Here is a 25081-nt window from a genome sequence, read left to right as displayed (position 1 = left end):
GCACATTTCGAAAAAAAGCGCCGAAGCGCCTTGGATGACCGAATAGTGCGCCGAGCCCGCCGTCGCGCACCATAGTGGAAATCCCCAGGAGATCCCGATCAGGGCCCATCCGCGAGACATAACGCGAGGAACTGCTCGACTACCCGCGACGGGGCACTCGCGTGGGGCACCAGAATCGACAGACGCCGCGTCAGCGGCTCGGGGCTCAACGAGAACCGGCACAGCGCGCCGTCCTCATGCCGCATCGACATCGCCGAGACGAAACCGATGCCCATTCCCGCCCGCACCGCCTCCTTGACGCCTTCGACGCCGGCAATCTCCAGGGCCACGCGCATCGGCACACCCGCCCGGGCAAAGGCACGCTCGACAATCTGCCGCACGCCCGACCCGGCTTCGCGCAACACCAGCGGATGCGGGCCGAACGCCGCCAGTTCCGCCCGCCCGCCATTGATGTGCAGCCCGTCCGTCATGCCCGGCCCGCCTGCGCCCCCCGCCTGCGCGAGCGGATGCGTGCCCGGCATGATCGCGACGATCTCGTCCTCGCGCCACGCATGCACCGCGGTGTCCGGCGGCAAATCCGCGCCGACCGGCCCTTCGATCATGGCGATATCCACCGAGCCCAGCGCGCCGACGATGTCCGTGGTGTTGCCGTCGGCGGTATGCAGCGTCACGTCGGGATAGCGGCGATGAAAGTCGGCGATCAGGTACGGCAGCAGATAGCTCGCGGGCGTCGTGCTGGCGCCGATGCGTAAGGTGCCCTGCTCAAGGCCGCGCAGCGCGTCGCGGTACGCATGCGCCTGCCGCCATGTATCGCGCAGCCGCGTGGCGTAGCTGGCGAGTTGCTCGCCGGCGGGCGTCAGGCGCACGCCGCGGCCATCGCGCAGGTAAAGCGGTTCGCCGAATTCGTCCTGGAGTTGCCGCAATTGGCCGGACACCGCCGGCTGCGATAAATGCAGCGCCACCGCCGCCCGGCTGATGTTGCGATGTTCGGCGACGGCAGCAAACGTTATAAGTTGATCCGGGGTCATGGCGGTCGAAGTATCCGTAGAGCCGATACCTTACATCCTAAATCATGATTTTTCATATCGATATATCTAATTTAGGATTAGACCTATCGAATCAAGACAGTCATAGGAAGGCACTACGCCATGCCCACCGCTCATCTCACTGCTTCTGCCACACCTGCCGGGTCTTCGGGATCCTCCACCCGCGGCCAGCTCAACGGCATTCTGTTCGTTGCGCTGTTTGCCGCAGCCGTGACGCGCATCGCTGCGATTCCGGCCATCGCCGGTTTGGGTTTGAGCCCACTGATCGTCGGCATCGTAGCGGGCGCCATTTACGGCAACGCGCTGCGCGACGGCATGCCCGAAAGCTGGGCGGCCGGCGTCAACTTCTCGGCGCGCAAGCTTCTGCGCATCGCCGTGGCGTTTTTCGGGCTGCGCGTCAGTCTGCAGGAAATCGCTCAGGTCGGTTTGCCCGGACTTGCTGAATCGGTGCTGATCGTCGCGAGCACACTGGTGATCGGCACATGGGCCGGCATGAAGATCATGAAGCTCGACCGCGACACGGCCTTGCTCACGGCTGCGGGCAGCGCGATCTGCGGCGCGGCTGCGGTACTCGCGTTCGAGTCGACGCTGCAATCGAAGCCGCATAAAAGCGCCATGGCCGTGGGCAGCGTGGTGCTGTTCGGCACCCTCTCGATGTTCCTGTACCCGGTGCTATTCAAGGCGGGCTGGCTGCATCTCGACACGGTTGGCGCGGGCCTGTTCTTCGGCGGCACGATTCATGAAGTGGCGCAGGTGGTGGGCGCGGCGAGCAATGTCAGCCCCGAAGCGACCCACATCGCGACCATCGTCAAAATGACCCGTGTGATGCTGCTGGTGCCGGTGCTGCTGATCGTCGGCATGTGGGTGAGCCGCTCGCCACGCAGTGCCGCTACGACTGAAGACGGCAAGCAACACGCTCGGCGCAAGCTGGCGATTCCCTGGTTCGCGCTCGGCTTCCTTGCCTTCGTCGTGATCAACTCGCTGCACGTCCTGCCCGAAAACGCGACCAGCACGCTGAACATGCTCGACACCTTCGCGCTCACCATGGCCATGACCGCGCTCGGTATCGAAACCCGCATCTCGCAGATCCGTCAGGCCGGCCCGCGCGCATTGACCACCGGCTTCATTCTGTATGTGTGGTTGATTGCCGGCGGACTGGGTATCACATGGACCGTCCAGCACCTGTTCGGCTAAAGCGCCCTCGCCTCCCCACCCACCCCGCCGCGCGCGGGGTTTTGTGCGTTCAGGAGACCCATCCGGCACGCATGCGCGGCATACTGGTTGCTGACGTAACCAGTTCATGCAAACCCGTTCATGCAAGCGGAATGAGGATCGATCGATGAGCCTGGAACTTTACTATTGGGACGGCCTGCAAGGCCGCGGCGAATTCGTGCGGCTGGCGCTGGAGGAAGCCGGCGCGGATTATGTGGAAGTGGCGCGCGGCGAGCCGTCAGACGGCCTGGGTACGAGCGCGATGATGAGCGTGATGAAAAGCCGCGACGAGCCCTACCCGCCATTCGCGCCGCCGTTTCTGAAGGACGGCGATCTGGTGATCGCGCAGACCGCGAACATCCTGTTCTACCTCGGCCCGAAGCTCAATCTCGCGCCCTCGGTTGAAAGCCTGCGCTACGTGGCCAACGGACTGCAATTGACGATCGCGGATATGGTGACCGAAGCGCACGATACGCATCATCCGCTTGCTAGCGCCCTATACTACGAAGACCAGAAAGACGCCGCCAAAGTGCGCGCGCACGACTTCATCGACAACCGGATTCCGAAGTTCATGACGTACTTCGAGCGCGTGCTGAAACAGAACCCGGCCGGCGATGCGTTCATGGTGGGCGACGCGCTCACCTACGTCGACTTGTCGATGTTCCAGCTGATCGACGGTCTGCTGTACGCGTTTCCGCACGCGCTCAAGCGTTTCGGCGAGCACTATCCGCGCCTCGCGGCGCTGCACGACGCGGTGATCGAGCGGCCGAACATCGCTGCTTATCTCCAGTCCGAGCGGCGCATCGAGCATAACGAGGCCTGCATCTTCCGGCACTACCCGGAACTCGACAAGGCGGGGACTTGATCCACACCGCCCTCCTTCGCGAACCCTCCGCATCGCGCCCGCTTCCGACAGCGGGCGCGATGCTGTTACCGTACGCACATTTCATCCACCCATCACGCCCTCTCCTGCCGACGTGCTTTCATTCCTGCTGAAGCTGCGCACCCGCGCCCAAACCCTGTTCCGTCTGTCCGACGCCCATACGATGCTGGTCTGGTCGGTGGTAGTCGGCGTCGCGGGCGCGTTCGCGACGATTGCCTTTCGCGAGGGCATCGCGTTGCTGCAACTGGCGGTTGTCGGCAAGTCCGGCAGTTTCGTCGAAATGGCGCGTGGCTTGCCGTGGACGGTACGTGTGTGGTTGCCTGCCGCGGGCGGCCTGATCGCCGGCTTCTTCCTGCTGATCGCGCAGCGTCACCTCGACAAGGGCAACCACATCGACTACATGGAAGCGGTCGCCATCGGCGATGGTGTGGTGCCGGTCAAGCTGAGCCTCTGGCGCAGCGTGTCGTCGCTGTTCACGATTTCGAGCGGCGGCTCGATCGGCCGTGAAGGGCCGATGGTGCAACTCGCGGCGCTGGCTGCGTCGCTGATCGGCCGCTGGGTGCATTTCGATCCGCCGCGTCTGCGCCTGCTCGTCGCATGCGGGGCCGCGGCCGGGATTACCGCTGCGTACAGTGCGCCGATTGCCGGCGCGTTTTTTGTCACTGAAATCGTGCTCGGCTCGATCGTGATGGAAAGCTTCGGCCCCGTGGTGGTCTCGGCGGTGGTCGCCAACATCACGATGCGCGAGTTCACCAGCTACAAGCCGCCATACGAAATGCCGGTGTTTCCGCCGGTGGCGGGTGCTGAAGTTCTGCTGTTCGTCGCGCTCGGGCTGCTGTGCGGAGCGGCCGCGCCGCAGTTTCTGCGGCTGATGGACTTTTCGAAAGCAAACTTTCGCAAGCTACCTGTGCCGCTGCCCATCCGGCTGGCGTTAGGCGGTCTGATCGTCGGCATTCTGTCGGTGTGGACGCCCGAGGTGTGGGGCAACGGCTACAGCGTCGTCAACTCCATTCTGCATTCGCCGTGGACGTGGACCGCACTCGTCCTCGTGCTGGTGTTCAAGATCGTCGCGACGTCGGCAACCGTGGGTTCGGGCGCGATCGGCGGGGTGTTCACGCCGACGCTCTTCGTCGGCGCGGTAGTTGGCTCGCTGTTCGGCCTCGGCATGCACGCCTTGTGGCCGCACGGCACCTCGGCGCCGTTCGCCTATGCGATGGTCGGCATGGGCGCGTTTCTCGCCGGCGCTACACAGGCGCCGCTGATGGCGATCCTGATGATCTTCGAAATGACCCTCAGCTATCAGGTGGTGCTGCCGCTCATGCTGTCATGCGTAGTCGCGTATTTCGTGTCGCGCGCGATCGGCAAAACGTCGATGTACGAAATCACATTGCGACGCAACCAGGAGGAACAGGAGCGCACCCGTCTGCGCGCCACGCAGATGCGCGAGCTGATCCGCCCCGCCGAAACCGTCGTGGCACCGAACGCGACCGTGCAGGACATGACGCGCGTGTTCCTCGAATATCCGGTGAAGTATCTGTACGTGGCCAACGAGTCCGGCGCGTTTCTCGGCGTGGTCGCACTCAAGGACATCACCTCCGATCTGCTCGACAAGCGCGACACCGCCACGAAAACCGCCGCGGATTATCTGCAGCCGCATTTCGATGTGCTCACGCCGGATATGCCGCTCGGCGTTGCGTTGCAGCACTTCATGGCATTCCAGGGGGAGCGGCTGCCGGTAGTCGAGAGCACGGCGGATCCGAAGCTGGCGGGCGTGGTCTACAAGACATCGCTGCTCGACGCGTATTTCCGGATGAATCCGACGCGCTAGGCCGGGGCTTGGGCTTTCGGGCTTTCGGGCTTTCGGGCTTTCGGGCTTTCGAGCTTTCGAGCTTTCGAGCTTTCGAGCAATTGAGTCGCTTAATCGCCATACCGTTCGTCGAGTCCGGACGGCATGGCGCCGCGGCTCCCCCCTCCTTCTCAGCCGTGCAAAGCGCGGCAGATTCTCTACAATGAGGAGACCGCTGCAGCGATTGTGAGCAGCGCGCGTTACGCCAAGACGGGCGCACCGAGACGCCCGCCCTTCGATCGGAGCGAAGATGAGCGAACCGTCCCTCGATGCCGTACGCCGCGATCAGGCGGGCTGGATTTTTCTGCATATCGAAGGCGAGCCGTACGATCGCGGCGAGCAGCACGGCCAGTTGCTCGCCACTGAAATCCAGAACGCGATCCACACTGCCCGCTACCTTGCGAAATGGGACACCGGCGAAGACTTCGACACCTTCGTCAACGCCGCCGTCGCCCAGTTCGCCAACAAACTCGACACTGAATTCGCCGACGAAATCCAGGGCATCGCCGACGGCGCGAAGCTGCCGTTCGCCGAAGTGCTGGCGTGGAACGGCTACATGGATCTGCTGCAAAGCTGGTGGCCGAGCCACGCGGCGGCCCAGCAACCGCAGCTCGGCCTGAAACCGTGGCGCGGGCGCCGTGGCCATCACTGCAGCGCGTTCATCGCCACCGGCAATGCCACCCGGGACGGCCGCATCGTGATGGCGCACAACTCGTGGGACCGCTACGCCGCGGGCGACGCGTTCAATGTGGTGTTCGACATCGTGCCGGATCGCGGCAATCGCATCCTGATGCAGGGCCTGCCCGGCTGCATCTCCAGCCTCACCGATTTCTGGGTCACCCAGGCCGGCCTGATGGTCACCGAAACCACCATCTCTAACTTTGTCGGCTACAACGTAGCGGGTGCGCCGGAGTTCTACCGGTCGCGGCGCGCGTCGCAATATGCGAACAACATCGGCGAATGGTGCGAGATGTTCGCGGTCGACAATAACGGCGGCTATGCGAACAGCTGGCTGCTCGGTGACACCAAAACGGGCGAGATCGCGCGCTACGAACTGGGGCTGCACTATTCCGGCTTCGAAAGCACGAAAGACGGGTTCTATAGCGGCTACAACACCGCGACCGATCTGAAGATCCGCAATCAGGAATGCATCGGCGAAGGCGAAGACTATACGGACGTGCGCAAGAACGGCGCGCGCCGCTTGCGCTTCATGCAGCTCGAAGAAATGCATCACGGCAAGATCGACGTCGAACTTGCGAAAGCGATGATCGCCGATCATCACGACGTCTATCTCGACCGCAACGACAACCCGTGCTCGCGCACTATCTGCGGGCATCTGGAACTGGACGACGCGCGCTTCGGCGGTTCCGATCAAGGGCCGTTCAATCCGTGGGGGGCCAACGATGGCAAGGTGGTCGACAGCGACATGGCGCGCAATATGGCGTTCACCGCCCGCTGGGGACATCCGTGCGGCCGCCCATTCGACGCGCAGGCGTTCATGAAGCGCCATCCCCAGTGGAACTGGCTCAACGGCTATATGCGTGACCGGCCATCGTGGCCGTGGACACGGTTCGACGTGCTGCGCTAGACGAAACATTTATTGCAGCGCAATATAAACGTGATACGACCGTTCGCGACCGTGTTGCCTTTTTCCTGCCATCATGCGAAATCTACAATCAGGTTTTGTCTCTTTTGCGCGCGCGCCGCAGCGGATTGCCATCTAAGATGGTAAATGCACGCTGCTTGCATAGCGCAACGCCGCGTGTAGTTGCGCCCTCCCTCCGACGCGGGGACGGCACAGCACTTGCTCAACTGTCAGCGCCGCATGAGCTTAGGAGGTCGGGCGATGAAAACCTCGACACTGTTGACCATGGTGACGCTGTCAGCCTCGTGTTTCGCCGCGCCGGTCCATACCGCGCCGGACGGCACGGCCGCCAATAGCCTTGCCGAACGCGCCGACGCCGCACCCGTCGCCCCCGCGGCGCCGGACGTCGCTGTCACGGATCAGAATCGTCCGCAACAATGGCAATTTATCGCGCTGCCCAAGTCGCGGCATCTGGAGCGAAGCTTCACGGGCCAGAACGAGCACTTGCAGACCTGAAAACACCCTCCCTCGGAGCGCTTGCATGACCGCATCGGCTATTCCCGGCGAATCGATTGATCTGCAGATCGCCGACGTTTTGCGCGAAGTCAGTTTCCCGACATACAAGGACGCGCTAGTCGACGCCGCGCGCGAAGCCGGCGCAAGCAACGAAGTCATATCGATGCTCGACGGTTTGCCGGAGCAGGATTACGCCGACGTGACGTCGGTGACGCGCCTGGTTGGCGGCAATTACGGGCCGGGTCTTGGAGCATGAGCGGAAAGCAGGTGCTGAGACTGAACGCGCTTTCCTCCGATCTGAAGCCTGCTGCAGACTGGATCCACCGCTCTCCACATTCGGGCGGCGCGAGCGGCATCGAGCGAATCGAAGCCTTCTTTCATCATGCCGGCTATGCCATGCACCGGCACGATACCTATGCGATCGGCCGCACGCTGGCAGGCGTACAGAGCTTCCGCTATCGCGGCAGCACGCGTAACAGCTTGCCCGGCGGCACGATGGTGCTGCATCCCGATGAACCGCATGACGGCCAGGCCGGCACCCGCGAAGGCTTTCATTACCGGATGATCTATGTCGACCCGGCACTGTTCCAGCAGGTGCTCGGCGGCAAGCCGCTGCCATTTCTCGAAGGCGGCCTGTCGAACGATCCGCGTCTCTTTGCGGCCACCGAAAGCCTGTTACGCGCCATGGACTGCGCAATCGACTCGCTCGAACAGGACGACGCGCTCTACGAACTGGCGGTCGCGCTCGACGCCGTGGCTGGTGTGGCGGCGACGCGCCGGCCGGTGGATTACCTCGCGGCGGAGCGGGCGCGCGAGTATATGCTTGGCTCGCTCGACAGCGCAGTGACACTCGACGAACTGGCGGCAGCCGCTGGCCGCGACCGCTGGAGTCTGTCGCGGGATTTTCGTGCGTTGTTCGGCACGAGTCCGCACCGTTATCTGACCATGCGCCGGCTCGATCTCGTACGCCGCCTCGCGGTTCAGGGCGTGTCGCTCGCCGACGCATCGGCGGCGGCCGGCTTTACCGACCAGAGCCATATGACGCGGCACTTCAAGCGCGCATGGGGCGTTGCGCCGGCGCATTGGCTCAAGATGCTGGGGCCGTCGACACGCGGCACGCGTTAAGCGGCAACTCGACGGATATTCCGCTGTCTGGCGGCCGCGCACACAAACGTACAAGACCCGATAGCGCCTTCCGCCGTACGCTGGTGCCTGACACTACCGCTCAGGAGGAGCACCGCGATGTCCACCCATCAAACGATTCAACAGCTTCACCGCGCCATCAACTTCGCTGAAAAGCTGCAGCTCATCAACGACCAATGGCAACCACGCGTCGTCGCGGAAATGAACGACTACCAGTTCAAGCTGGTGCGTATCGAAGGCGACTTTGTCTGGCACGAACATGAGGATACCGACGAAACGTTTATCGTGCTCGAGGGCCAGTTGCGCATCGACATGCGCGATGGGTCTGTCCTGCTCTCGGCAGGAGAAATGTTCATTGTGCCCAAAGGCACGGAGCACAAACCGTATGCCGAACGCGAGGTCAAGCTGCTGCTGATCGAACCGCGTGGCGTGAAGAACACCGGCGAAGAACACAACGAACGCACTGCGGCGAATGACGTGTGGATCTAGACAGGCTTGCTGTTCGCCTCAGACACGTGCTTGCCGCACGTAGTAAATATCCCATTCGCTTTCCGCGGTTTTAACGAAACCATGGTGTAGGTAAAAGCGATTCAAAGGTGTGCTTCAGGTTCCTACGATCCGCCCGTTCGTCAAAGCGGCGACGAAACCAGGCTTCGCGCGCGCGAGACCTGGTGCTTCGGCCGCGTCGCGTCGCCCGGCAAGGCGGACACCGGCAGGTCGTCGGCATAAACCGGTGAGCTGGCAACGGCACGCCGCGCCATCGTGTCGCGTGGATCGCGCGCGTGCTCGTCGGTTCGCTGGAAATGCGCGACCAGGTGATCGATAAAGGTGCGCACCTTGGCCGGCAAATGAAGGCGGCTGGGATAAGCAATCGTAATTTCGACTTGCGGCAGGCGGTAATCGCCGAGCAACGGCACAAGGCGCCCGGACGCCAGATCCCGGCCGATCAGATAGCTCGGCAAAATCGCTACGCCCATGCCCAGCAGGGCGAACTGTCTCAGCATCTCGGTGTTGTTCGCCGCAATCGCGTTGGCGGGCCTCACACGGACTTCACCGTGCGGTCCGGTGAACACCTTTTCGTCGCCGCCCTGCTCGGCTGGCCGGCTCAGACACGGATGCGCCAACAGATCCTGCGGGCGAACCGGCGTACCGTGCCGCGCCAGATAAGCGGGCGTCGCGCAGACCGTCATGTAGCCGGTGGTCAAACGCCGCGTGACGATGCTCGCGCTGCGCATCTGCCGCGCAACCAGGATGCCGACGTCGAAACCCTCCTCCACCAGATCGACATGGCGGTCCGCCAGCGTGACATCGGGCACCACATCCGGATAACACGCGGCATACGACTGCACCACCGGCGCGAGGCTATGCAGCCCGAACACGACCGGCGCGACGATGCGCAAGGTGCCGACCGGTTCGTGATTGCGTGCCACCACCATCTGCTCGACGCCTTCCAGGTCGTCGAGAATGTGGCGTACACGTTCCAGATAGGTCGTGCCGGATTCGGTCAGCGAGAGGCGCCGCGTCGTGCGATTGAGCAGCCGCGTGCCGAGGCGTGCTTCCAGATCGGCGACATGGCGCGTGACGACGGCAGTGGAAAGATCCAGCGCGCCTGCCGCGCGAACGAAACTGCCAAGGTCGGCCACCTTGACGAATACGCGCATCGACTGCAATTGATTCATGGGACGACTCCTGCCTCGGTAAAGCCGGGCCGGCGCAACGCTGCCGCCTGTGTCGATCCGCACGACAAGGCGCGCGCGGATTTGCCCAACGATTCGATTGTATCGACCCGACCATGTCCCAACCCTGACCTGAAGATGACAATCCGGTCAGGTTTCTGAGGCGCTCGCGACACTATTGCGAGGCTTATTGTGGATATTAGATAGGTATAAACCCTTAGATGCTGGTAACATAGCGCCCGAAAGGAACATATCGCTATGCCACATCGTTTTCAGCTTCTCGAAAAAATCGCGTTTTCACTGGTTTGCTGGTCTGCCGCAGCCTGTTCGGCCTTCATCGCTTACGAGCGGTGCCCCGAGATCAAGGTCGTCCTGCATGTCGGTGAAGAAGTCCTGCGCTACAGCGGGCAGTATTCGTTCGTCTGCGCCACGCCGGTTGCGGACGCCTGCGCGCAATTGCCGGCGAGCTGATTCGCCGGCATTCGTCAGACTATTACGCCTCGCGCCCGAACACCACGCGCGCGAAAAATCCCGCTAGCACCTTTTCAGTCATCTCCGACGGCACGTTCTGCGGATCGACCGTGTGAAAGAACTGCACGCCGTCGCACAACCCCATCAAACCCATCGCCAGCGTCTCCGCCGGCAACGGCAGCGGCGTGCCGACCCGCGTCGAAAATTCGCGGATGTACGCGCTCAACTGTTCGAGCTTCTCGTGCATGAACGCGTTAAAGCGTATGCGGAAGCGGCCGTCGCGCACGGCGAGCAGCTTCGCCTCCACCCACAACAGGAAGCACTTGTTCTCGCGATGCAGGTTGCTGTAGTAGCGCAGCACGCTCTCTTCCATTTCCTCGCGCGAACTTGCATCTTCGAAGATGGCATGCAAACCCGCCTGCATGGTCTCGTGATCGCGCCGCAGTAGTTCGAGGAACAACTCGTTCTTGCTGCGGAAGTTCGAATAGAACGCGCCGCGTGTATAACCCGCCGCCGCTGCGATGTCTTCGACACTCGCCGCAACAAAGCCTTTCTTCATAAAAATTGCTTGCGCAGCGTCGAGCAGACGCAGACGCGTCTGGTCTTTACTCTGCTCGCGTGTAAGTCGTTGCCGTTTCATGGGCGCAAGTCTAGCACCGAAAAGAATTCCAATTCACTACAACATTCAAATACAGGTGTGTATTAGAATGCATCCAATCATTCGAAGTCAGACGCGTATGCCGGTTGCATGTTTTCGGCCGCGGGTCTTCGCTGGCGGGCCGTTGCGGCTTGCCGTGTTCGTTCGCTGTCTCCAGTTGGGGTAATTGTGAAGCGTCCCGATTCTCCCGCATCGTCTGCGATGCGCCAGCAGTTCCATCGGTATGCCCGCCCCGCGCACTTGCGCCGCGCAGCATTCGCCCTCGCTCTCGCCGGTATCGTCACGCTCGCCGCGTGCTCGAAGAAAGAAGTTGCCGCGCCCGCACCGCGTCCGGTGGTCGCCGTCGCCGTGCATGCGGACGGCAGCGCAATGGCTGCGGCATCGTTGCCGGGCGAAGTGCAGGCGCGCTATTCCACCCCGCTATCGTTTCGCGTCGGCGGCAAAATCGTCGAGCGGCGGGTACGTTTGGGCGACGTGGTGAAGAACGGGCAGATACTCGCCCGGCTCGATCCGGCGGATGCGCAAAAGAATGCCGCCAGCGCGCAGGCTCAACTCGAAGCCGCGCAACACAGTCTCGTCTATGCAAAGCAGCAACTCGATCGTGACCAGGCACAGGCCAGGGAAAACCTGATCGCGCCCGCGCAGCTCGAACAGACCACCAATGCCTACGCGTCAGCCGCCGCGCAGCGCGACCAGGCCGCGCAGCAGACGGCGTTATCGAAAGATCAGTTGCAATACACCACGCTCATTGCCGACCATGCAGGCGTAATCACGGCCGAACAGGCCGACACCGGTCAGAATGTGTCCGCGGGCCAAGCCGTCTACAACCTCGCATGGAGCGGCGATATCGACGTGGTCTGCGACGTGCCGGAAAGCGCGCTGGCCGCGCTCTCGGTCGGGCAAACCGCGAAGGTCACGTTAGCCGCGCTGCCGGGCCGCAGCTTCAACGCGCGCGTGCGCGAACTGTCGCCCGCCGCCGATCCGCAAAGCCGCACTTACCGCGCCAAGCTCACACTCGACAATCCCGGCCCGGACGTGCGCCTCGGCATGACCGCCGACATCGCGCTTTCCGCGCCTTCCTCTGCAAATTCAGCAGATCAGGGCAGTGCCTTCACCGTGCCTGCCACCGCTCTGTTCCACGACGGCACGCAGCCGGCCGTGTGGGTCGTGCGTGCCGCGGATAACGCGTTAGAACTGCGCCGCGTGACGGTAACCCGCTATAACGAACGCACGATCGTGATCGGTCAGGGGCTCAAGGACGGTGAACGCGTCGTATTGCAAGGCGTGCACACCGTGACCGCCGGCGAAAAAGTCCATGTGATCCCGCCGCTGCATCCCGAGGACTTCGCTTCATGAGCACCACGCATGAAGAAGGACGCTTCAACCTGTCCGCATGGGCGCTGCGCCATCAGGCGCTGGTCGTCTTCCTGATCGCGCTCTCGACCGCATTCGGCATCCTCGCCTATACCCGTCTCGCTCAATCTGAAGACCCGCCTTTCACGTTCCGCGTGATGGTGATCCGTACCTTCTGGCCCGGCGCGACCGCGCGCCAGGTGCAGGAGCAGGTCACCGACCGCATCGGCCGGAAATTACAGGAAACGCCTGCGATCGATTTCGTACGCAGCTACTCGCGCCCCGGCGAATCGCTGATGTTCTTCTCGATGAAAGACTCGGCGCCGGTCAAGGACGTGCCCGAAACCTGGTATCAGGTGCGCAAGAAAGTCGGCGATATCGCAGCGACCTTGCCGCCAGGCATTCAGGGCCCGTTCTTCAACGACGAATTCGGCGACGTCTACACCAACATCTGGACGCTCGAAGGCGACGGTTTTTCCGCCGCGCAACTGCACGACTACGCGGACCAGTTGCGCACGGTGCTGCTGCGTGTGCCGGGCGTCGGCAAGGTCGATTATTTCGGCGATCCGGATCAGCACATTTACATCGAGATCGCCAACACGCAACTCACGCGTCTCGGCATCTCGCCGCAGCAACTCGGTCAGGCGATCAATTCGCAGAACAGCGTCTCGCCAGCGGGCACGCTGACTACCACCGACGACCGCGTGTTCGTGCGCCCCACCGGCCAGTTCAAGGACGTCAATGCGCTCGCCGACACGCTGATCCGCATTAATAACCGCTCGTTCCGTCTCGGCGATATTGCGACCATCAAGCGCGGTTACGACGATCCGGTCGCCACGCAAATGCGCGCCGGCGGCAAGGCCGTGCTCGGCATAGGTGTAACGATGCAGCCGGGCGGCGATGTGATCCGTCTGGGCAAGGCGCTCGATCAGGAGACGGTCAAGCTGCGGGCCGCCCTGCCCGCCGGTTTACACCTGGTCGAAGTGTCAAGCATGCCGAACGCGGTGGCCCATTCGGTCGACGATTTTCTCGAAGCCGTCGCTGAGGCGATTGCGATCGTGCTAGTCGTCAGCCTGCTGTCGTTGGGCGTGCGCACCGGCATGGTGGTCGTGATCTCGATCCCTGTCGTGCTCGCCGTCACGGCACTGTGCATGTATCTGTTCGACATCGGGCTGCACAAGGTGTCGTTGGGCACGCTGGTGCTTGCCTTAGGACTCCTGGTCGACGACGCGATCATCGCGGTCGAAATGATGTCGGTGAAACTGGAGCAAGGCTGGAACCGTACGCGCGCCGCAGCCTTTGCGTACACCAGTACCGCTTTTCCGATGCTGACCGGGACGCTCGTGACCGTATCCGGCTTCCTGCCGATTGCGTTGGCGAAGTCGAGCACCGGCGAATACACGCGCTCGATCTTCGAAGTGTCGGCGATCGCGCTGATCGCGTCGTGGCTTGCGGCCGTCGTGCTGATTCCACTACTCGGCTATCACTTGCTGCCGGAGCGCAAACGTCAGGAACACGAAGCGGACGATCACGAGCACGACATCTACGACACCCGCTTTTACAAGCGGCTGCGTGGCTGGATCAGTTGGTGCATCGAGCGGCGCTTCGTCGTGCTGGCGATCACCGTCGTGCTGTTCATTCTGGCCATGGCAGGCTTCACGCTGGTGCCGCAGCAATTCTTCCCGAGCTCGGACCGCCCCGAGTTGCTGGTGGATGTGCGCTTGCCCGAAGGCGCGTCGTTCGAAGCGACGTTGCGGCAAGCGGAGCGGCTGGAGAAAGTGCTGGTGGGCCGTCCGGAAATCGATCATACGGTGAATTTCGTCGGCACCGGTGCGCCGCGTTTCTACCTGCCGCTCGATCAGCAATTGCCGCAGCCGAATTTCGCGCAGTTCGTCATCACGGCGAAATCCGTGAAAGATCGTGAGAAGCTCGCGCAGTGGCTCGAACCGGAATTGCGCAACAACTTTCCGGCGATCCGCACTCGCCTGTCGCGCCTCGAAAATGGGCCGCCAGTCGGCTATCCCGTCCAGTTCCGCGTAAGCGGCGACGATATCGCCACTGTGCGTTCGATCGCCGAGCGCGTCGCCGCGACCATGCGCGCCGACCGCGGCACCAGCAACGTCCAGTTCGACTGGGACGAGCCCGCCGAGCGCTCGGTGCGCTTCGAAGTCGATCAGAAGAAAGCGCGCGAACTCGGCGTGAGCTCGGAAGACATTTCGAGCTTCCTCGCCATGACGCTCTCTGGCTACACCGTCACGCAGTATCGCGAGCGCGACAAGCTGATCAGCGTCGATCTGCGCGCACCTAAAGCGGAACGCGTCGACCCCGCGAAGCTCGTCACGCTGGCCATGCCGACGCCGAACGGCCCGGTGCCGCTCGGCACGCTCGGCCATCTGCGCAACGACCTCGAATACGGTGTGATCTGGGAACGCGACCGGCAACCCACCATCACCGTGCAGTCCGACGTCGCGCCCGGCTCACAAGGCATCGACGTCACGCATGCGGTCGATAAAGCCCTCAGCCAGATTCGCAGCACGCTGCCGGTCGGCTACCGGATCGAAATCGGCGGTTCGGTCGAGGAAAGCGGCAAGGGGCAGACATCGATCAACGCGCAGATGCCGATCATGGTTATCGCCGTGCTGGTGCTCCTGATGGTCCAGTTGCAGAGTTTCGCGCGCGTGCTGATGGTCGTGATGACCGCTCCGCTCGGCCTGATCGGTGTAGTGATCACACTGCTGCTGTTCGGCCAGCCATTTGGCTTCGTCGCGATGCTCGGTGTGATCGCCATGTTCGGCATCATCATGCGCAACTCCGTGATTCTGGTCGATCAGATCGAGCAGGACATTGCTGCGGGACACAAGCGCTTCGACGCGATCGTCGGCGCTACAGTGCGGCGTTTCCGGCCGATCACGCTAACTGCGGCAGCCGCCGTGCTCGCGCTGATTCCGCTGTTACGCTCCAACTTCTTCGGCCCGATGGCAACCGCGCTGATGGGCGGCATTACGAGCGCGACCATCCTCACGCTGTTTTATCTGCCGGCCCTGTACGCCACATCGTTCAGAGTACGCACCGATGAACGCGAGCCACCGGCGCCGTCCGGTACGACGCATTCGGGAAACTGAGATCATGGCTACCTTTGCATTCCCTCGACACCTGCGCCTCATGCTTCCCGGCGCCGCCGCGCTTGTGCTGGCCGCCTGCTCGTTCGGGCCGAACGGCAAGCCGCCTGCGATGCCGCAACCGGCTCATTACGGCGCCGAGGCGCAACCGACGCAAACTGTGCCTGCGCAAGGCATCACCCAGCAATTCGTGGCCGGCGCGAAGCCCGTGCCCGAATGGTGGAAGCTGTATCAATCGGATGCGTTGAACGCACTGGTGAACGAAGGTTTGCGCAACAGCCCGACGCTCGCCGCCACGGACAAGAGCCTTGCCGCCGCACGAGAGCAATTGCGTGCACAGATCGGCAGTTCCATGCTCCCGACCATCGACGCGGGCGGCCAGGCCACCCGCAACCGTGCGCTGGCGATTCCCGAGGCCGGTCCGAATACGTTCCTGTACAACGACTTCGTTGGTCAATTGCAGGCGCACTACACGTTCGACCTGTTTGGCGCCTCGCGCCTCGCCGATGCTGCGCTCGCGGCTCGCGTGAATGTGCAGGCGTATCAGTTCGATGCCGCGCGCCGGGCACTGGCCGCGAACATCGTGACGGCGGCGATCACGAGCGCCGCGTTGCATGCGCAGATCGACACGACCGAGCGTCTCGTGACGATTGCCAACGATCAGGCGCGCGACACGCAACGGCGCTACGCATTGGGTGCCGTTTCGCATGCCGACCAGTTGAGCGCGCAACAAAGTGCGGCGAGCCTGTCTGCGAGTTTGCCGGGTTTGAAGCAGCAATGGCTGACAACGCGCCACGCTTTGGCAGTCCTACTCGGCCGCACACCGGACGCGGCCCCGGACGACCTCGATCTTGCGCAACTGCATGTGCCTGAACAGGTGCCAGTGGTGGTGCCGTCCGAGTTGCTGCGCTCCCGGCCCGACATTCAGGCCGCGGACGCCGCCTTGAAGGCCGCGGCGGCCGACGTCGGCGTCGCGACCGCGCAGATGTTCCCGAGTCTCTCGCTGAGTGCGTCGATGGGACAGGGCGGTTTTAGCTGGCCAGTGGCGCTATCCGGCGCGGGGGCGATATGGAGTATTGGCGCATCCCTGTCACAACCGTTGTTCCATGGCGGCGCCCTGTTCGCGCAGCGCCGTGCGGCGGTCGACACCTATGACGCCACGGTTTCGCAGTACAAGCAAACCGTGCTAGCCGCGTTCCAGAACGTCGCCGATACGCTCGCAGCGCTGCAGCACGACGCACAGGCGCTCGACGCCGCGAACATAGCAGCGCGCTCGGCTCAGGGAATTTTCGACGAAACGTCGGGACGTTACCGGCTGGGTGCGTTACCCATCGCGTCGACGCGATCGAGCGAGCAGCAGTTTCGCAACGCGCAGCTTGATGAGATCCGCTATACGAGCGCGCGCCTGACGGATACGGCGGCCTTGTTCCAGGCCATGGGAAATCCACCATTGGAGTCGGAGCCGTCCGCAGCGGCGGTACCGCCAGGTCCCGCGACAAATGTGGGCGCATCTAACTAAACCTGGGATTCCGTACTGACGGGAGCGGACTTATCCCCAGTTTATGTTGACAGGGTTGTTGATAACCATGGGGCTACGCGCTTAAGTGCTTGATGCAGATCGGTTTGTTGCGTGCGGCGCGAGTGGATGCAAAGGTGACCAGCTACGCACTTCGCGAGGAGGGGCGTATGCGGCGGGACATCTTATCCACAGATTTTGTTGACAGGCATGTTGATAACACCTGGACATCCGGTCTAAGTGCTTGAGCGCGCAACGAAATCAGACTGAGGCATAAGTAGCGCAGCCCACGAGACGAGACGAGCGACTCTTTGAAGTACCGCCTCGGCGTGCGCAGCGCCGCCGGAGGTATGACGGCTTTGTCACTAGCGCGCAATGTGCGAGAACACGGATTCCAGATGCACCACTACCGAGGCTGCGCGGGGGACCCGCTTATGAGCTAGTGGTGTGAGCCGCTTTCTTTTGCCTACTTTTCTTTGCGGCGGCGGGCAAAGAAAAGTAGGTGCCTGCCCCGCACAGGGGCGACGCTAATAGACCAATAAGACTTCAAGGAAAGGCCAACACCGTAGGTATACAGACGACAAACCGCGCCGCAAAAGGCAAAAGGCAAAAAGACAAAACCCCACCCAGCCGCCACGCGCAAAAAAAACCGTCAATAAACCCCAGCCTCCCCGACAGGCCGATTCTTAAACCTCTTATGCACCCAATAATATTGATCAGGAATCCGCCGCACCTGCGTCTCGAGGAATTCAGTGATCCGTCGTGCATCGACAGAAACATCATCCGAAGGAAAATCAGCTAACGCGTCAAAAATAGTCAGCTTATAGCCGCGATAGTCCGGCAAGACTTCAGTCACAAACGGCACCACCCGCGCATTCCCAGCCTTCGCCATCCGCGAAACAGACGTCAGCGTACAAGCCGGCACACCAAAAAACGGCACAAACACCGAATCCCGCAGCCCAAAATCCATATCCGCAGCCAGCATCACCGGCTTGCCGCCACGCAAAACACGCAACGCTCGCCGCACACTATCGCTACGCGGAATCATCTCCGTACCGAAGCGCCCGCGCTGCCGCTTGGCCATCGCATCGAGCAACAGATTCGACATCGGCGTATACAGCGAAGCAACCGGATGCCGCGTCGAATACATCATGCAACCCGCCTCGATACCGACAAAATGGAAGCCCACAAAAATCGTCGGCTTACCCTCCATGTCGGTAAGGTCGATCGCGCTCTCCACTTCGACAAGGCGTGCCAGCGCCTGCGCATTGCCGAACCATTGCGGGCCGCGCTCGACATAACTGCGGATCACATGACAGAAATGCGCGCGCGCGAGACGCTCGCGCGCTTCGTCGCTCATGTCGGGGAAACACAGTTTCAGATTGGTATGCACGACGCGCCGGCGCGCGCTAGGAATCCGGTACAGTAATGCACCGATGCCGGTGCCGATGCGCGCGACAACACCATATGGCAGGAAAGCAAACGCGCGTAGCAGACCTGTCATCAGACAGATGAGTATTCGACTTTTCACGAGGCAACGACCCGGTGGATGCTGAGTGACAAACACTCCAGCCGCGACAACCTGGCAGTTGCCCACGGGTGGAAGTGGCATGCGCGCGCGTTAAACGGGTCTCGCGCGGCGCGACTTTTGAGGATGGGCATCTCGCTCGCGGCGAAACGCAGCGGTGCTGGAGGCCGAAACCGCTTAGGAATCGAGCGTCCGTATAGGACCCAATATAAAAGCACCGTAGACGTGATTAAAACACACTGCGGAGGGCAGGCACAAAAACTGCTGAAAGGGCCTGCCTCCGTGGCGCGACAAAATCCTCGCCAGGCAACGATCGCCCTGCCCGTTCAAAAACACTTGCGTGTGCGGCCCGCGCAGCTGCACGCACTCGCTACGCCCCCAGGCGACTCCCCGAAGGAAGTCATCCTTGGGGGCATCAAGGCTTGTTCGTCTCGAACAAATCCATGATCTGCTTCTTTTCGTTCGACGAGACATTCGGCGGAGGCACCGCCGGCGGCGTCATACCCGCAGGCCCCACACCGCCGACCGCATCGCTCGCACCGGCGGTCGGATTCGCCGAATCGAGACCGATGCTGGCCACGAAACCATTGCCCGGCGTCATGTCCGTATAGAACAGTTCGCCGTCGACCGAAGTCACGCCGTCAGGCTGCGCCGGTTCGCTCTGCGGCACACCGCGCAGCGCGCGCTGCATGTACTCGACCCAGATCGGCAACGCGAGTTGTGCACCGAACTCACGGCTACCGAGACTCTTCGGCTGGTCGTAACCCATCCACGCCACCGCAACCAGCGATTGCTGATAACCGGCGAACCAGCCGTCCTTTGCGTCGTTGGTCGTACCCGTCTTGCCCTGCAAGTCCGAACGATGCAGCACGTTGGTGCCCGCGCCCGTGCCGGCCGTGGCCACCGAATGCAGCAGGCTGTTCATGATGTACGCGTTACGCGGTTCGAGCGTACGCGGCGCGTCCTGGCCCGCCGTCAGGGGTTGCGCTTTCGAGAGCGGCTCACCGCGCGCGTCGGTAACTTCATTGATCAGATACGGATTGATGCGGTAGCCGCCGTTCGCGAACACCGAGTATGCGCCCGCCGATTGCAACGGCGTGACGAGGCCCGCGCCGAGCGCCATGGGCAGATACGGCGGGGTCTTGTCGGCGTCGAAACCAAAACGCTGCGTCACGAAATCTTGCGCGTACTTGGTGCCGATGAACGACAGGATGCGGATCGACACCAGGTTCTTCGACTTCTGCAACGCGAGGCGCAACGGCATCGGACCGTCCGGCTGGTCGTCGTCCTTCGGCTCCCACGCATCACCGCCCGGTGTGCTCGGCGGGAAGTACAGCGGCGCGTCGTTGATGATCGTGGCCGGTCCGAGACCCTTGTCGAGCGCCGCCGAATAGATGAACGGCTTAAAGCTCGAACCCGGCTGACGCCACGCCTGCGTGATGTGGTTGAACTTGTTCTTGTTGAAGTCGAAGCCGCCCACCAGTGCGCGAATCGCGCCGTCCTGCGGTGTCAGCGAAACCAGCGCGCCTTCTACTTGCGGAAGCTGCGTGATCTGCCAGTTACCTTTGTCGTCGGCGACGAGGCGCACGATCGAGCCCGGCTTGATCTTCGTGGCCGCGGCTGCACGCGCGCTCAGCGCGCCGGCTGCAAAGCGCAGGCCGTCGCCACTGATCGTCACGTCGGTGCCGTCGACCAGTTGCGCCTTCACCTGCTTCGGATTCGCGTCTGTCACCACGCCGGCGATGATTTCACCGTTGTCGGGGTGATCGGTGAGTGCGTCGTCGATAGCCTGATCGCGGTCGTCGCCCGGTGCGGGCAGTTGCACGAAGCCTTCCGGCCCGCGATAGCCGTGGCGCCGCTCATAGTCCATCACGCCCTTGCGCACCGCGCGATAGGCGGCGTCCTGATCGGCGGAATCGATCGTGGTAGTGACGTTCAGGCCGCGCGTATAGGTTTCGTCCTTGTACTGCGCGTACATCATCTGGCGAACCATTTCGGCGATGTACTCAGCATGCACGCTGTATTCGTTGCCCGGATTCTTGGTGTGAATCTCTTCCTTGATGGCCTGATCGTACTGGTCCTGGGTGATGTATTTCAGCTCGAGCATGCGCTTCAGAATGTATTCCTGACGGATCTTCGCACGCTTCGGATTGACCACCGGGTTATACGCGGACGGCGCCTTGGGCAAGCCCGCCAGCATCGCGGCTTCGGCCAGCGTGATGTCTTTCAGATCCTTGCCGAAATACACGCGTGCGGCCGCGGCAAAACCGTACGAACGCTCTCCCAGATAAATCTGGTTCATGTAGACCTCAAGGATCTGATCCTTGGTCAGCGCGCGCTCGATCTTGTACGCCAGCATCATTTCGTAGATCTTGCGCGTGTAGGTCTTCTCGCTCGAGAGGAAGAAGTTGCGCGCCACCTGCATCGTGATCGTGCTCGCACCCTGCGAGGCGCCGCCGTGCATGATGTCGGAAACACCCGCACGCAGAATGCCGACGAAGTCGACGCCGCCGTGCTCGTAGAAGCGATAGTCTTCGATCGCGAGCACCGCCTTCTTCATCTGGTCCGGAATGTCCTGGAAGCGCACGATGCTACGCCGCTCTTCGCCGAACTCGCCGATCAGCACATGATCCGCGGTGTAGACCCGCAACGGCACCTTCGGGCGATAGTCGGTCAGCGCGTCGAGCGACGGCAGTTGCGGCCCCATCACCACGAGCGCGTAACCGGCAATCAGCGCGCCCACCACGGCGATAGTCGCCAGCAGACTGACAAACCAGATGGCGATGGTCGCACCGATCGAACGGCGGCCGGCCTCCCCGTCGCGCGAAGCAGCATTGCGTCCTGGAGTGCGGTGGTAGGAGTCCCGGTCTTCACCAGCCGGAGAATTTGAAGAATGCGGTCGTTTGATGATTGGCATGACTGGAATAGTGGGCGCGTAACTGAACGCCTTTCTGCACACGCTCCTGGCGTGTGCATGGATCGTGGTCGTAGCGCGAGCGCCGTTGCCGCACGCCAGGCCCGACAGTAGCCCAAGGCTCACAGCAACGGCAGATCAGGCGGCAGAACACACGACAATAGCAAACGGACTGCATGAGGCGCAAAACACCGCGCGGCCCTACGCCCCCGGGCAGCCGCACGGCACGCCTGGGACATCGTCCGGCGCAACGTAACAGCGCATTTTAAAGAAATCAAGCGCCGTCCAAGACAGTTTTTTTGTAAGAATTCCCTTCGCGCGGCGTCCCGGCGGCAGATCGCGTCAGTCATACAAGCGTCTGGTGCCGCCTGCGGGCGGTTATCAACAGAAAATGTTGAAAGGCCTGTGGACAAGGCCGCCGGAAGCGCTACAACTCATTGATGTCACGGGATTTTCATGTCGCGCCCGTTCCGCATCGGTGCAACTCGTCATATGATGGACTCGGCGCGCGAGTCGTTACCGACGCGCGCGACGGCGTACGCCAAATACACGCCTTGAACCGCCAATGCCAACAAGTATGCGAGCCGACCATGAACAAGCCCAGCGAACGCATCGTCGTATTCGTCACGACCGCGCAGAAACGCGCGATCGCCGCCACCGCCGAAGAACTGGGTATTAGCGTCAGCGAACTGATGCGGCGTGCGGTGTTGAGCTTCGGCGCGACCAGCGAGCAGGTGAAAGCGGCCAGCATTGTCGACCGGTTGAATGCACCACGCGCACCGGACGCGCTCGACGCGGCGCTGCAGCGCGTTGCGCGCGGCACACGCCATGCACGGGCGGCGCTTCCGGCGGCCTTGCAGACCCACGGCAACAACGAATCCGCTGCGCCGGCAGCAGGCGCGGCCGCAGCGCATGCGGATGAATTGTTGGGCACACCCGCGGGTGGAAGCCCGGCACCGTTGCTGCCGGCCGGCGTATTGGCCGCGCTTACCGCGACAGACGAGGAAATAGAAGCCGCCGAAGCCGTGGGGCGCGTCGCTGCGGCCAAGGCGGCATCGATTGCGGGCTCAGCGCAGAACCCGGCCGACGTGGAAACGCCGTTGCGCACCGTGCTCAAGCGTCCGCGTCTCGACGCCGCGCGCGACGAAGACGATCCGGGCAGCGATCCGAGCACGGAAGGCGGCCGCTTCGCCTGAATCGAAAGTGGCACGGTCAAACGACGCGACCCATCACGCATCGACGTGTTGCGGGTGAAGAAGCGCGGGCACGCCGCGCACGCGCCACGCCTATTCACATCCACGACACCGGCCACGCGCAGAGTTGGCGATTACGTCGTCACGCCCTGCCCGCCGTGCGTAAAGTTGGCGATTACGTCATCGTGCCCTTTAAGGCGGTTTTAAGAGAATGCGTGGTGTAATATCCGCGAGCGGCTGAATGACACGCCGCGCGTTTTCAGGCTGTTTGCAATTCGTTTCAAAACCGTAAATTTACGGCGCCGCTATTGCAATTGGCGTGTGCGCCCCGAACTCCGGTCCGAACGCTGCGCAGCTTTGCGCGCAGCGGCGTAAAGTAGCATTGGAAAGCAGTTAAAGCGCGTAGGTTTATTCAGCACCGATTTCATTCTTTGGAGGTTTTCATGTCGCTTTTTGACAGCATTTCGCGCACGCTTAAAGGTCTCCTTAACGACGCAGCCGATTCCGTGCAAGACCCGTCGCGCGATTCGCGCCAGATCGTGCGCGAACTCGACGAGAGCATCGCTAAAGCCGAGAACTCGCTGATCGAGATTCAGGCGCAGGTCGCCACGCAGCAAAGCAAGCGCGATGTTGCAGCCGACAAGGCGAAGAAGTACGAAGACGGCGCGAAGCGCGCCCTGCAATCCGGCGACGAAGCACTCGCACGTGAAGCCCTCGGCGCGCAAGCCACAGCCGAAGCCGAGCGCGATGCGCTGGCCAAGGAGCTGACCACGCTGGAGCCGTCGGTTGCGCAACTGAAGAGCCAGATCGACGACATGCGTGGCCGTCGTAACGACCTGAACGCGCGCTCGAACATTCTGCAAGCCAAACAGCAGATCGCTCAGGCTAAAGATGTTGCAGCCACGGCGTTGGGCGGTATCGGCGGCAAGAATCTGTCCGAAGACTTCCAGAAGCTGGAAGACAAGGTTGCGTTGTCGAATGCCCGTTCGGACGCGCGCCTGAATTCGGCCGACGTGAAGAGCGGCAAGGCGCTCGACGACAAGCTCTCGGATCTTAACCGCGGGCCGTCCGTCGAAGATCGTCTCGAAGCATTGAAGAAGCAGATCAACACGCCGGCTCAGTAATTGCGTCAGCAGTAAATACCGGCTGCCGTTACGAGTGCAGCAGGAATCGACTGAAGGAGACGGGTGCCTCGCACCCGGTCCGTAAATGAAAAAATTTCTCGCAAGCGCATTCGCCTCACTAATGTTCGTGTCGGCCGCGGCGTTCGCTCTGCCGACGGTTCAGCAGATCGAATCCGCCATGTCGCAAGGCAACTGGCAACAGGCCGATGCCGGTTTGAGCGAAGTGCTGCAGGCGCATCCGAACAACGCGCGCGCGCACTACCTGTACAGCCAGGTGCTCGATCGCGAAGGCCGTTATGCCGACGCCCTCGCCCAGGTGCAACAGGCCAAGACGCTCGACCCGCAAATCCGCTTCACCGACCCGACCCGTTTCGCGCAAACCGAAGCGCGTATCCGCAAGAACGCGGAACGTGCCGGTGCCGCCGGCGGCAACACCACGAGCCGCGCGGCCAACCCGTTCGTGCAGCAGAATTCGCCGGCGGTGCAGCAACAGTCGGCGATGGTATCGCAAGCGCCGCAACGGCATGGCCCCGGCATGGGCATGTGGGTCGGCATCATCCTCCTGATCGGTGTGATCGCGCTGGTGTTGCGCTGGACATTGCGCCGTGCCCGCACGCAAGACGATTCGCGTGCCGACGACGATCGTCGCGTGCAGCTCAAGCGCGCGACCGAGATGCTCAACGCCGTGCGCTCATTGAAACTCGACGTGAAGCTCTCCACCGCACAAGGTCATGAGGCGCTCGAGAAGGAAGTCGAATCGACCGAAGACCAATTGCGCGGTGTGGTCGAAACCTTGTCGAACGGCAAGAATCCCGTGCCGCCGTATCAGCTCGACGAACTGGAGCAGCGCATTGGCAGCATGCGCGCCCGTGCCGACGGGCGGCCCGATCCCTATGCCGCGCCTGCCGCCGGCACGCAACAGTCGCCGTATGCACAGGAAGCCGAGCGTTTCGGCAACCCGCCGCAAGCGCCGTATCCGCAGCAAGGACCGTATCAACAGCAGCCGCAGGTCATCGTGCAGCAAGGTGGTGGCGGTTTCGGCGGCGGCATGGGTGGTCTGCTGACTGGCGTGCTGCTCGGCGAGGCGCTGAATTCCGGGCGTGAACGCGTCGTGGAGCGCGACGTGATTGTCGATGATGAAACGCGTCGCCGAGGCGGTGACGGCGGTAATGGCGGCGGCCTCGACTTCGGCCAGGGCTCGAATGACTGGAGCGACAACAGCGGCGGTGGCGTCGACCTGGGCAGCAACGACGATTCCGGCGGCTGGAGCGATACCTGAGAAACACGGCGCTGCTTGA

At 62.5% G+C, this 25081-nt stretch carries 20 protein-coding genes; 15 read left to right on the top strand and 5 right to left on the bottom strand.

From position 1 onward, the window contains the following. Positions 1-98: 98 nt before the first annotated feature. Positions 99-1028 carry a LysR family transcriptional regulator gene (locus tag PQR40_RS27670; RefSeq protein WP_408510264.1) on the bottom strand — a complete coding sequence of 310 codons (930 nt, stop codon included), beginning with the start codon at positions 1026-1028 and terminating at the stop codon, positions 99-101. Positions 1029-1148: 120 nt separating this feature from the next. Here PQR40_RS27670 and PQR40_RS27665 point away from each other — a divergent pair, with 120 nt between their 5' ends. The 8 genes from PQR40_RS27665 (at position 1149) to PQR40_RS27630 (ending at position 8720) form a co-directional block, all read left to right on the top strand. Further along, complete coding sequence (locus tag PQR40_RS27665) at positions 1149-2240, top strand: YeiH family protein (protein ID WP_408510263.1); 1092 nt, start codon at positions 1149-1151, stop codon at positions 2238-2240. 145 nt (positions 2241-2385) lie between these two features. Next, positions 2386-3123 carry a glutathione S-transferase gene (locus tag PQR40_RS27660; RefSeq protein WP_408389028.1) on the top strand — a complete coding sequence of 246 codons (738 nt, stop codon included), beginning with the start codon at positions 2386-2388 and terminating at the stop codon, positions 3121-3123. Between the two features lie 112 nt (positions 3124-3235). Then, positions 3236-4969, top strand: coding sequence for a ClcB-like voltage-gated chloride channel protein (locus PQR40_RS27655; protein ID WP_408510262.1), 1734 nt, complete (start codon positions 3236-3238; stop codon positions 4967-4969). 268 nt (positions 4970-5237) lie between these two features. Beyond that, entirely contained in the window at positions 5238-6575 is a 1338-nt protein-coding gene (locus tag PQR40_RS27650; protein ID WP_408510261.1) for a C45 family autoproteolytic acyltransferase/hydrolase, read from the top strand. Positions 6576-6833: 258 nt separating this feature from the next. Next, positions 6834-7088 carry a hypothetical protein gene (locus PQR40_RS27645; RefSeq protein ID WP_408484070.1) on the top strand — a complete coding sequence of 85 codons (255 nt, stop codon included), beginning with the start codon at positions 6834-6836 and terminating at the stop codon, positions 7086-7088. A gap of 25 nt (positions 7089-7113) precedes the next feature. Continuing rightward, positions 7114-7344, top strand: a complete 231-nt coding sequence (locus PQR40_RS27640; RefSeq protein WP_408223363.1) for a DUF2795 domain-containing protein — start codon at positions 7114-7116, stop codon at positions 7342-7344. Between the two features lie 11 nt (positions 7345-7355). Next, positions 7356-8213: an AraC family transcriptional regulator gene (locus PQR40_RS27635; RefSeq protein WP_408510260.1), complete on the top strand. Its 858-nt coding sequence runs from the start codon at positions 7356-7358 to the stop codon at positions 8211-8213. A gap of 117 nt (positions 8214-8330) precedes the next feature. Further along, positions 8331-8720, top strand: coding sequence for a cupin domain-containing protein (locus PQR40_RS27630; protein ID WP_408510259.1), 390 nt, complete (start codon positions 8331-8333; stop codon positions 8718-8720). 140 nt (positions 8721-8860) lie between these two features. Here the strand turns inward: PQR40_RS27630 and PQR40_RS27625 are convergent, their stop codons facing one another. After that, positions 8861-9910, bottom strand: a complete 1050-nt coding sequence (locus PQR40_RS27625; RefSeq protein ID WP_408510258.1) for a LysR family transcriptional regulator — start codon at positions 9908-9910, stop codon at positions 8861-8863. Between the two features lie 255 nt (positions 9911-10165). Between PQR40_RS27625 and PQR40_RS27620 the strand changes: the two genes are divergently transcribed. Further along, positions 10166-10378 (top strand): hypothetical protein, encoded by a 213-nt coding sequence (locus tag PQR40_RS27620; RefSeq protein WP_120347811.1) that lies wholly within the window; start codon positions 10166-10168, stop codon positions 10376-10378. Positions 10379-10400: 22 nt separating this feature from the next. Here the strand turns inward: PQR40_RS27620 and PQR40_RS27615 are convergent, their stop codons facing one another. Continuing rightward, a complete protein-coding gene (locus PQR40_RS27615) occupies positions 10401-11018 on the bottom strand; it encodes a TetR/AcrR family transcriptional regulator (protein WP_408223371.1) in 618 nt (205 codons plus the stop codon). A 219-nt stretch (positions 11019-11237) separates the two neighbouring features. Between PQR40_RS27615 and PQR40_RS27610 the strand changes: the two genes are divergently transcribed. From PQR40_RS27610 to PQR40_RS27600, 3 genes are read left to right on the top strand one after another with little or no spacing between them, the layout of a single operon-like run. Then, positions 11238-12392 (top strand): efflux RND transporter periplasmic adaptor subunit, encoded by a 1155-nt coding sequence (locus tag PQR40_RS27610; RefSeq protein WP_408223373.1) that lies wholly within the window; start codon positions 11238-11240, stop codon positions 12390-12392. Beyond that, positions 12389-15511 (top strand): efflux RND transporter permease subunit, encoded by a 3123-nt coding sequence (locus PQR40_RS27605; RefSeq protein WP_408510257.1) that lies wholly within the window; start codon positions 12389-12391, stop codon positions 15509-15511. Before PQR40_RS27610 ends, PQR40_RS27605 begins: the two co-directional genes overlap by 4 nt. A 4-nt stretch (positions 15512-15515) precedes the next feature. Beyond that, positions 15516-17027, top strand: a complete 1512-nt coding sequence (locus PQR40_RS27600; protein WP_408510256.1) for an efflux transporter outer membrane subunit — start codon at positions 15516-15518, stop codon at positions 17025-17027. A 649-nt stretch (positions 17028-17676) separates the two neighbouring features. On the opposite strand, the gene PQR40_RS27595 is transcribed toward PQR40_RS27600, so the two are convergent. Further along, positions 17677-18555, bottom strand: a complete 879-nt coding sequence (locus PQR40_RS27595) for a lipid A biosynthesis lauroyl acyltransferase (protein ID WP_445569077.1) — start codon at positions 18553-18555, stop codon at positions 17677-17679. Positions 18556-18967: 412 nt separating this feature from the next. Further along, the gene (locus PQR40_RS27590; RefSeq protein ID WP_408223379.1) at positions 18968-21469 is read right to left on the bottom strand and encodes a penicillin-binding protein 1A; all 2502 of its coding nucleotides are present in this window, start codon (positions 21467-21469) and stop codon (positions 18968-18970) included. A gap of 587 nt (positions 21470-22056) precedes the next feature. On the opposite strand from PQR40_RS27590, the gene PQR40_RS27585 reads away from it, so the two are divergent. From PQR40_RS27585 to PQR40_RS27575, 3 genes are all read left to right on the top strand, one after another. Beyond that, complete coding sequence (locus PQR40_RS27585) at positions 22057-22662, top strand: hypothetical protein (protein WP_408510255.1); 606 nt, start codon at positions 22057-22059, stop codon at positions 22660-22662. Positions 22663-23102: 440 nt separating this feature from the next. Beyond that, on the top strand, positions 23103-23783 hold the full coding sequence (locus PQR40_RS27580; protein WP_408203755.1) for a PspA/IM30 family protein: 681 nt from the start codon (positions 23103-23105) through the stop codon (positions 23781-23783). Positions 23784-23868: 85 nt separating this feature from the next. After that, entirely contained in the window at positions 23869-25062 is a 1194-nt protein-coding gene (locus PQR40_RS27575; protein ID WP_408389043.1) for a tetratricopeptide repeat protein, read from the top strand. Positions 25063-25081 lie beyond the last annotated feature (19 nt).

The sequence above is a fragment of the Paraburkholderia sediminicola genome, assembly GCF_046026855.1.
Classification (GTDB): Bacteria; Pseudomonadota; Gammaproteobacteria; order Burkholderiales; family Burkholderiaceae; genus Paraburkholderia; species Paraburkholderia sediminicola_A.
The sequence above is the reverse complement of the archived record's forward strand: the minus strand, read 5'-3'. Positions and strand labels throughout refer to the sequence as shown.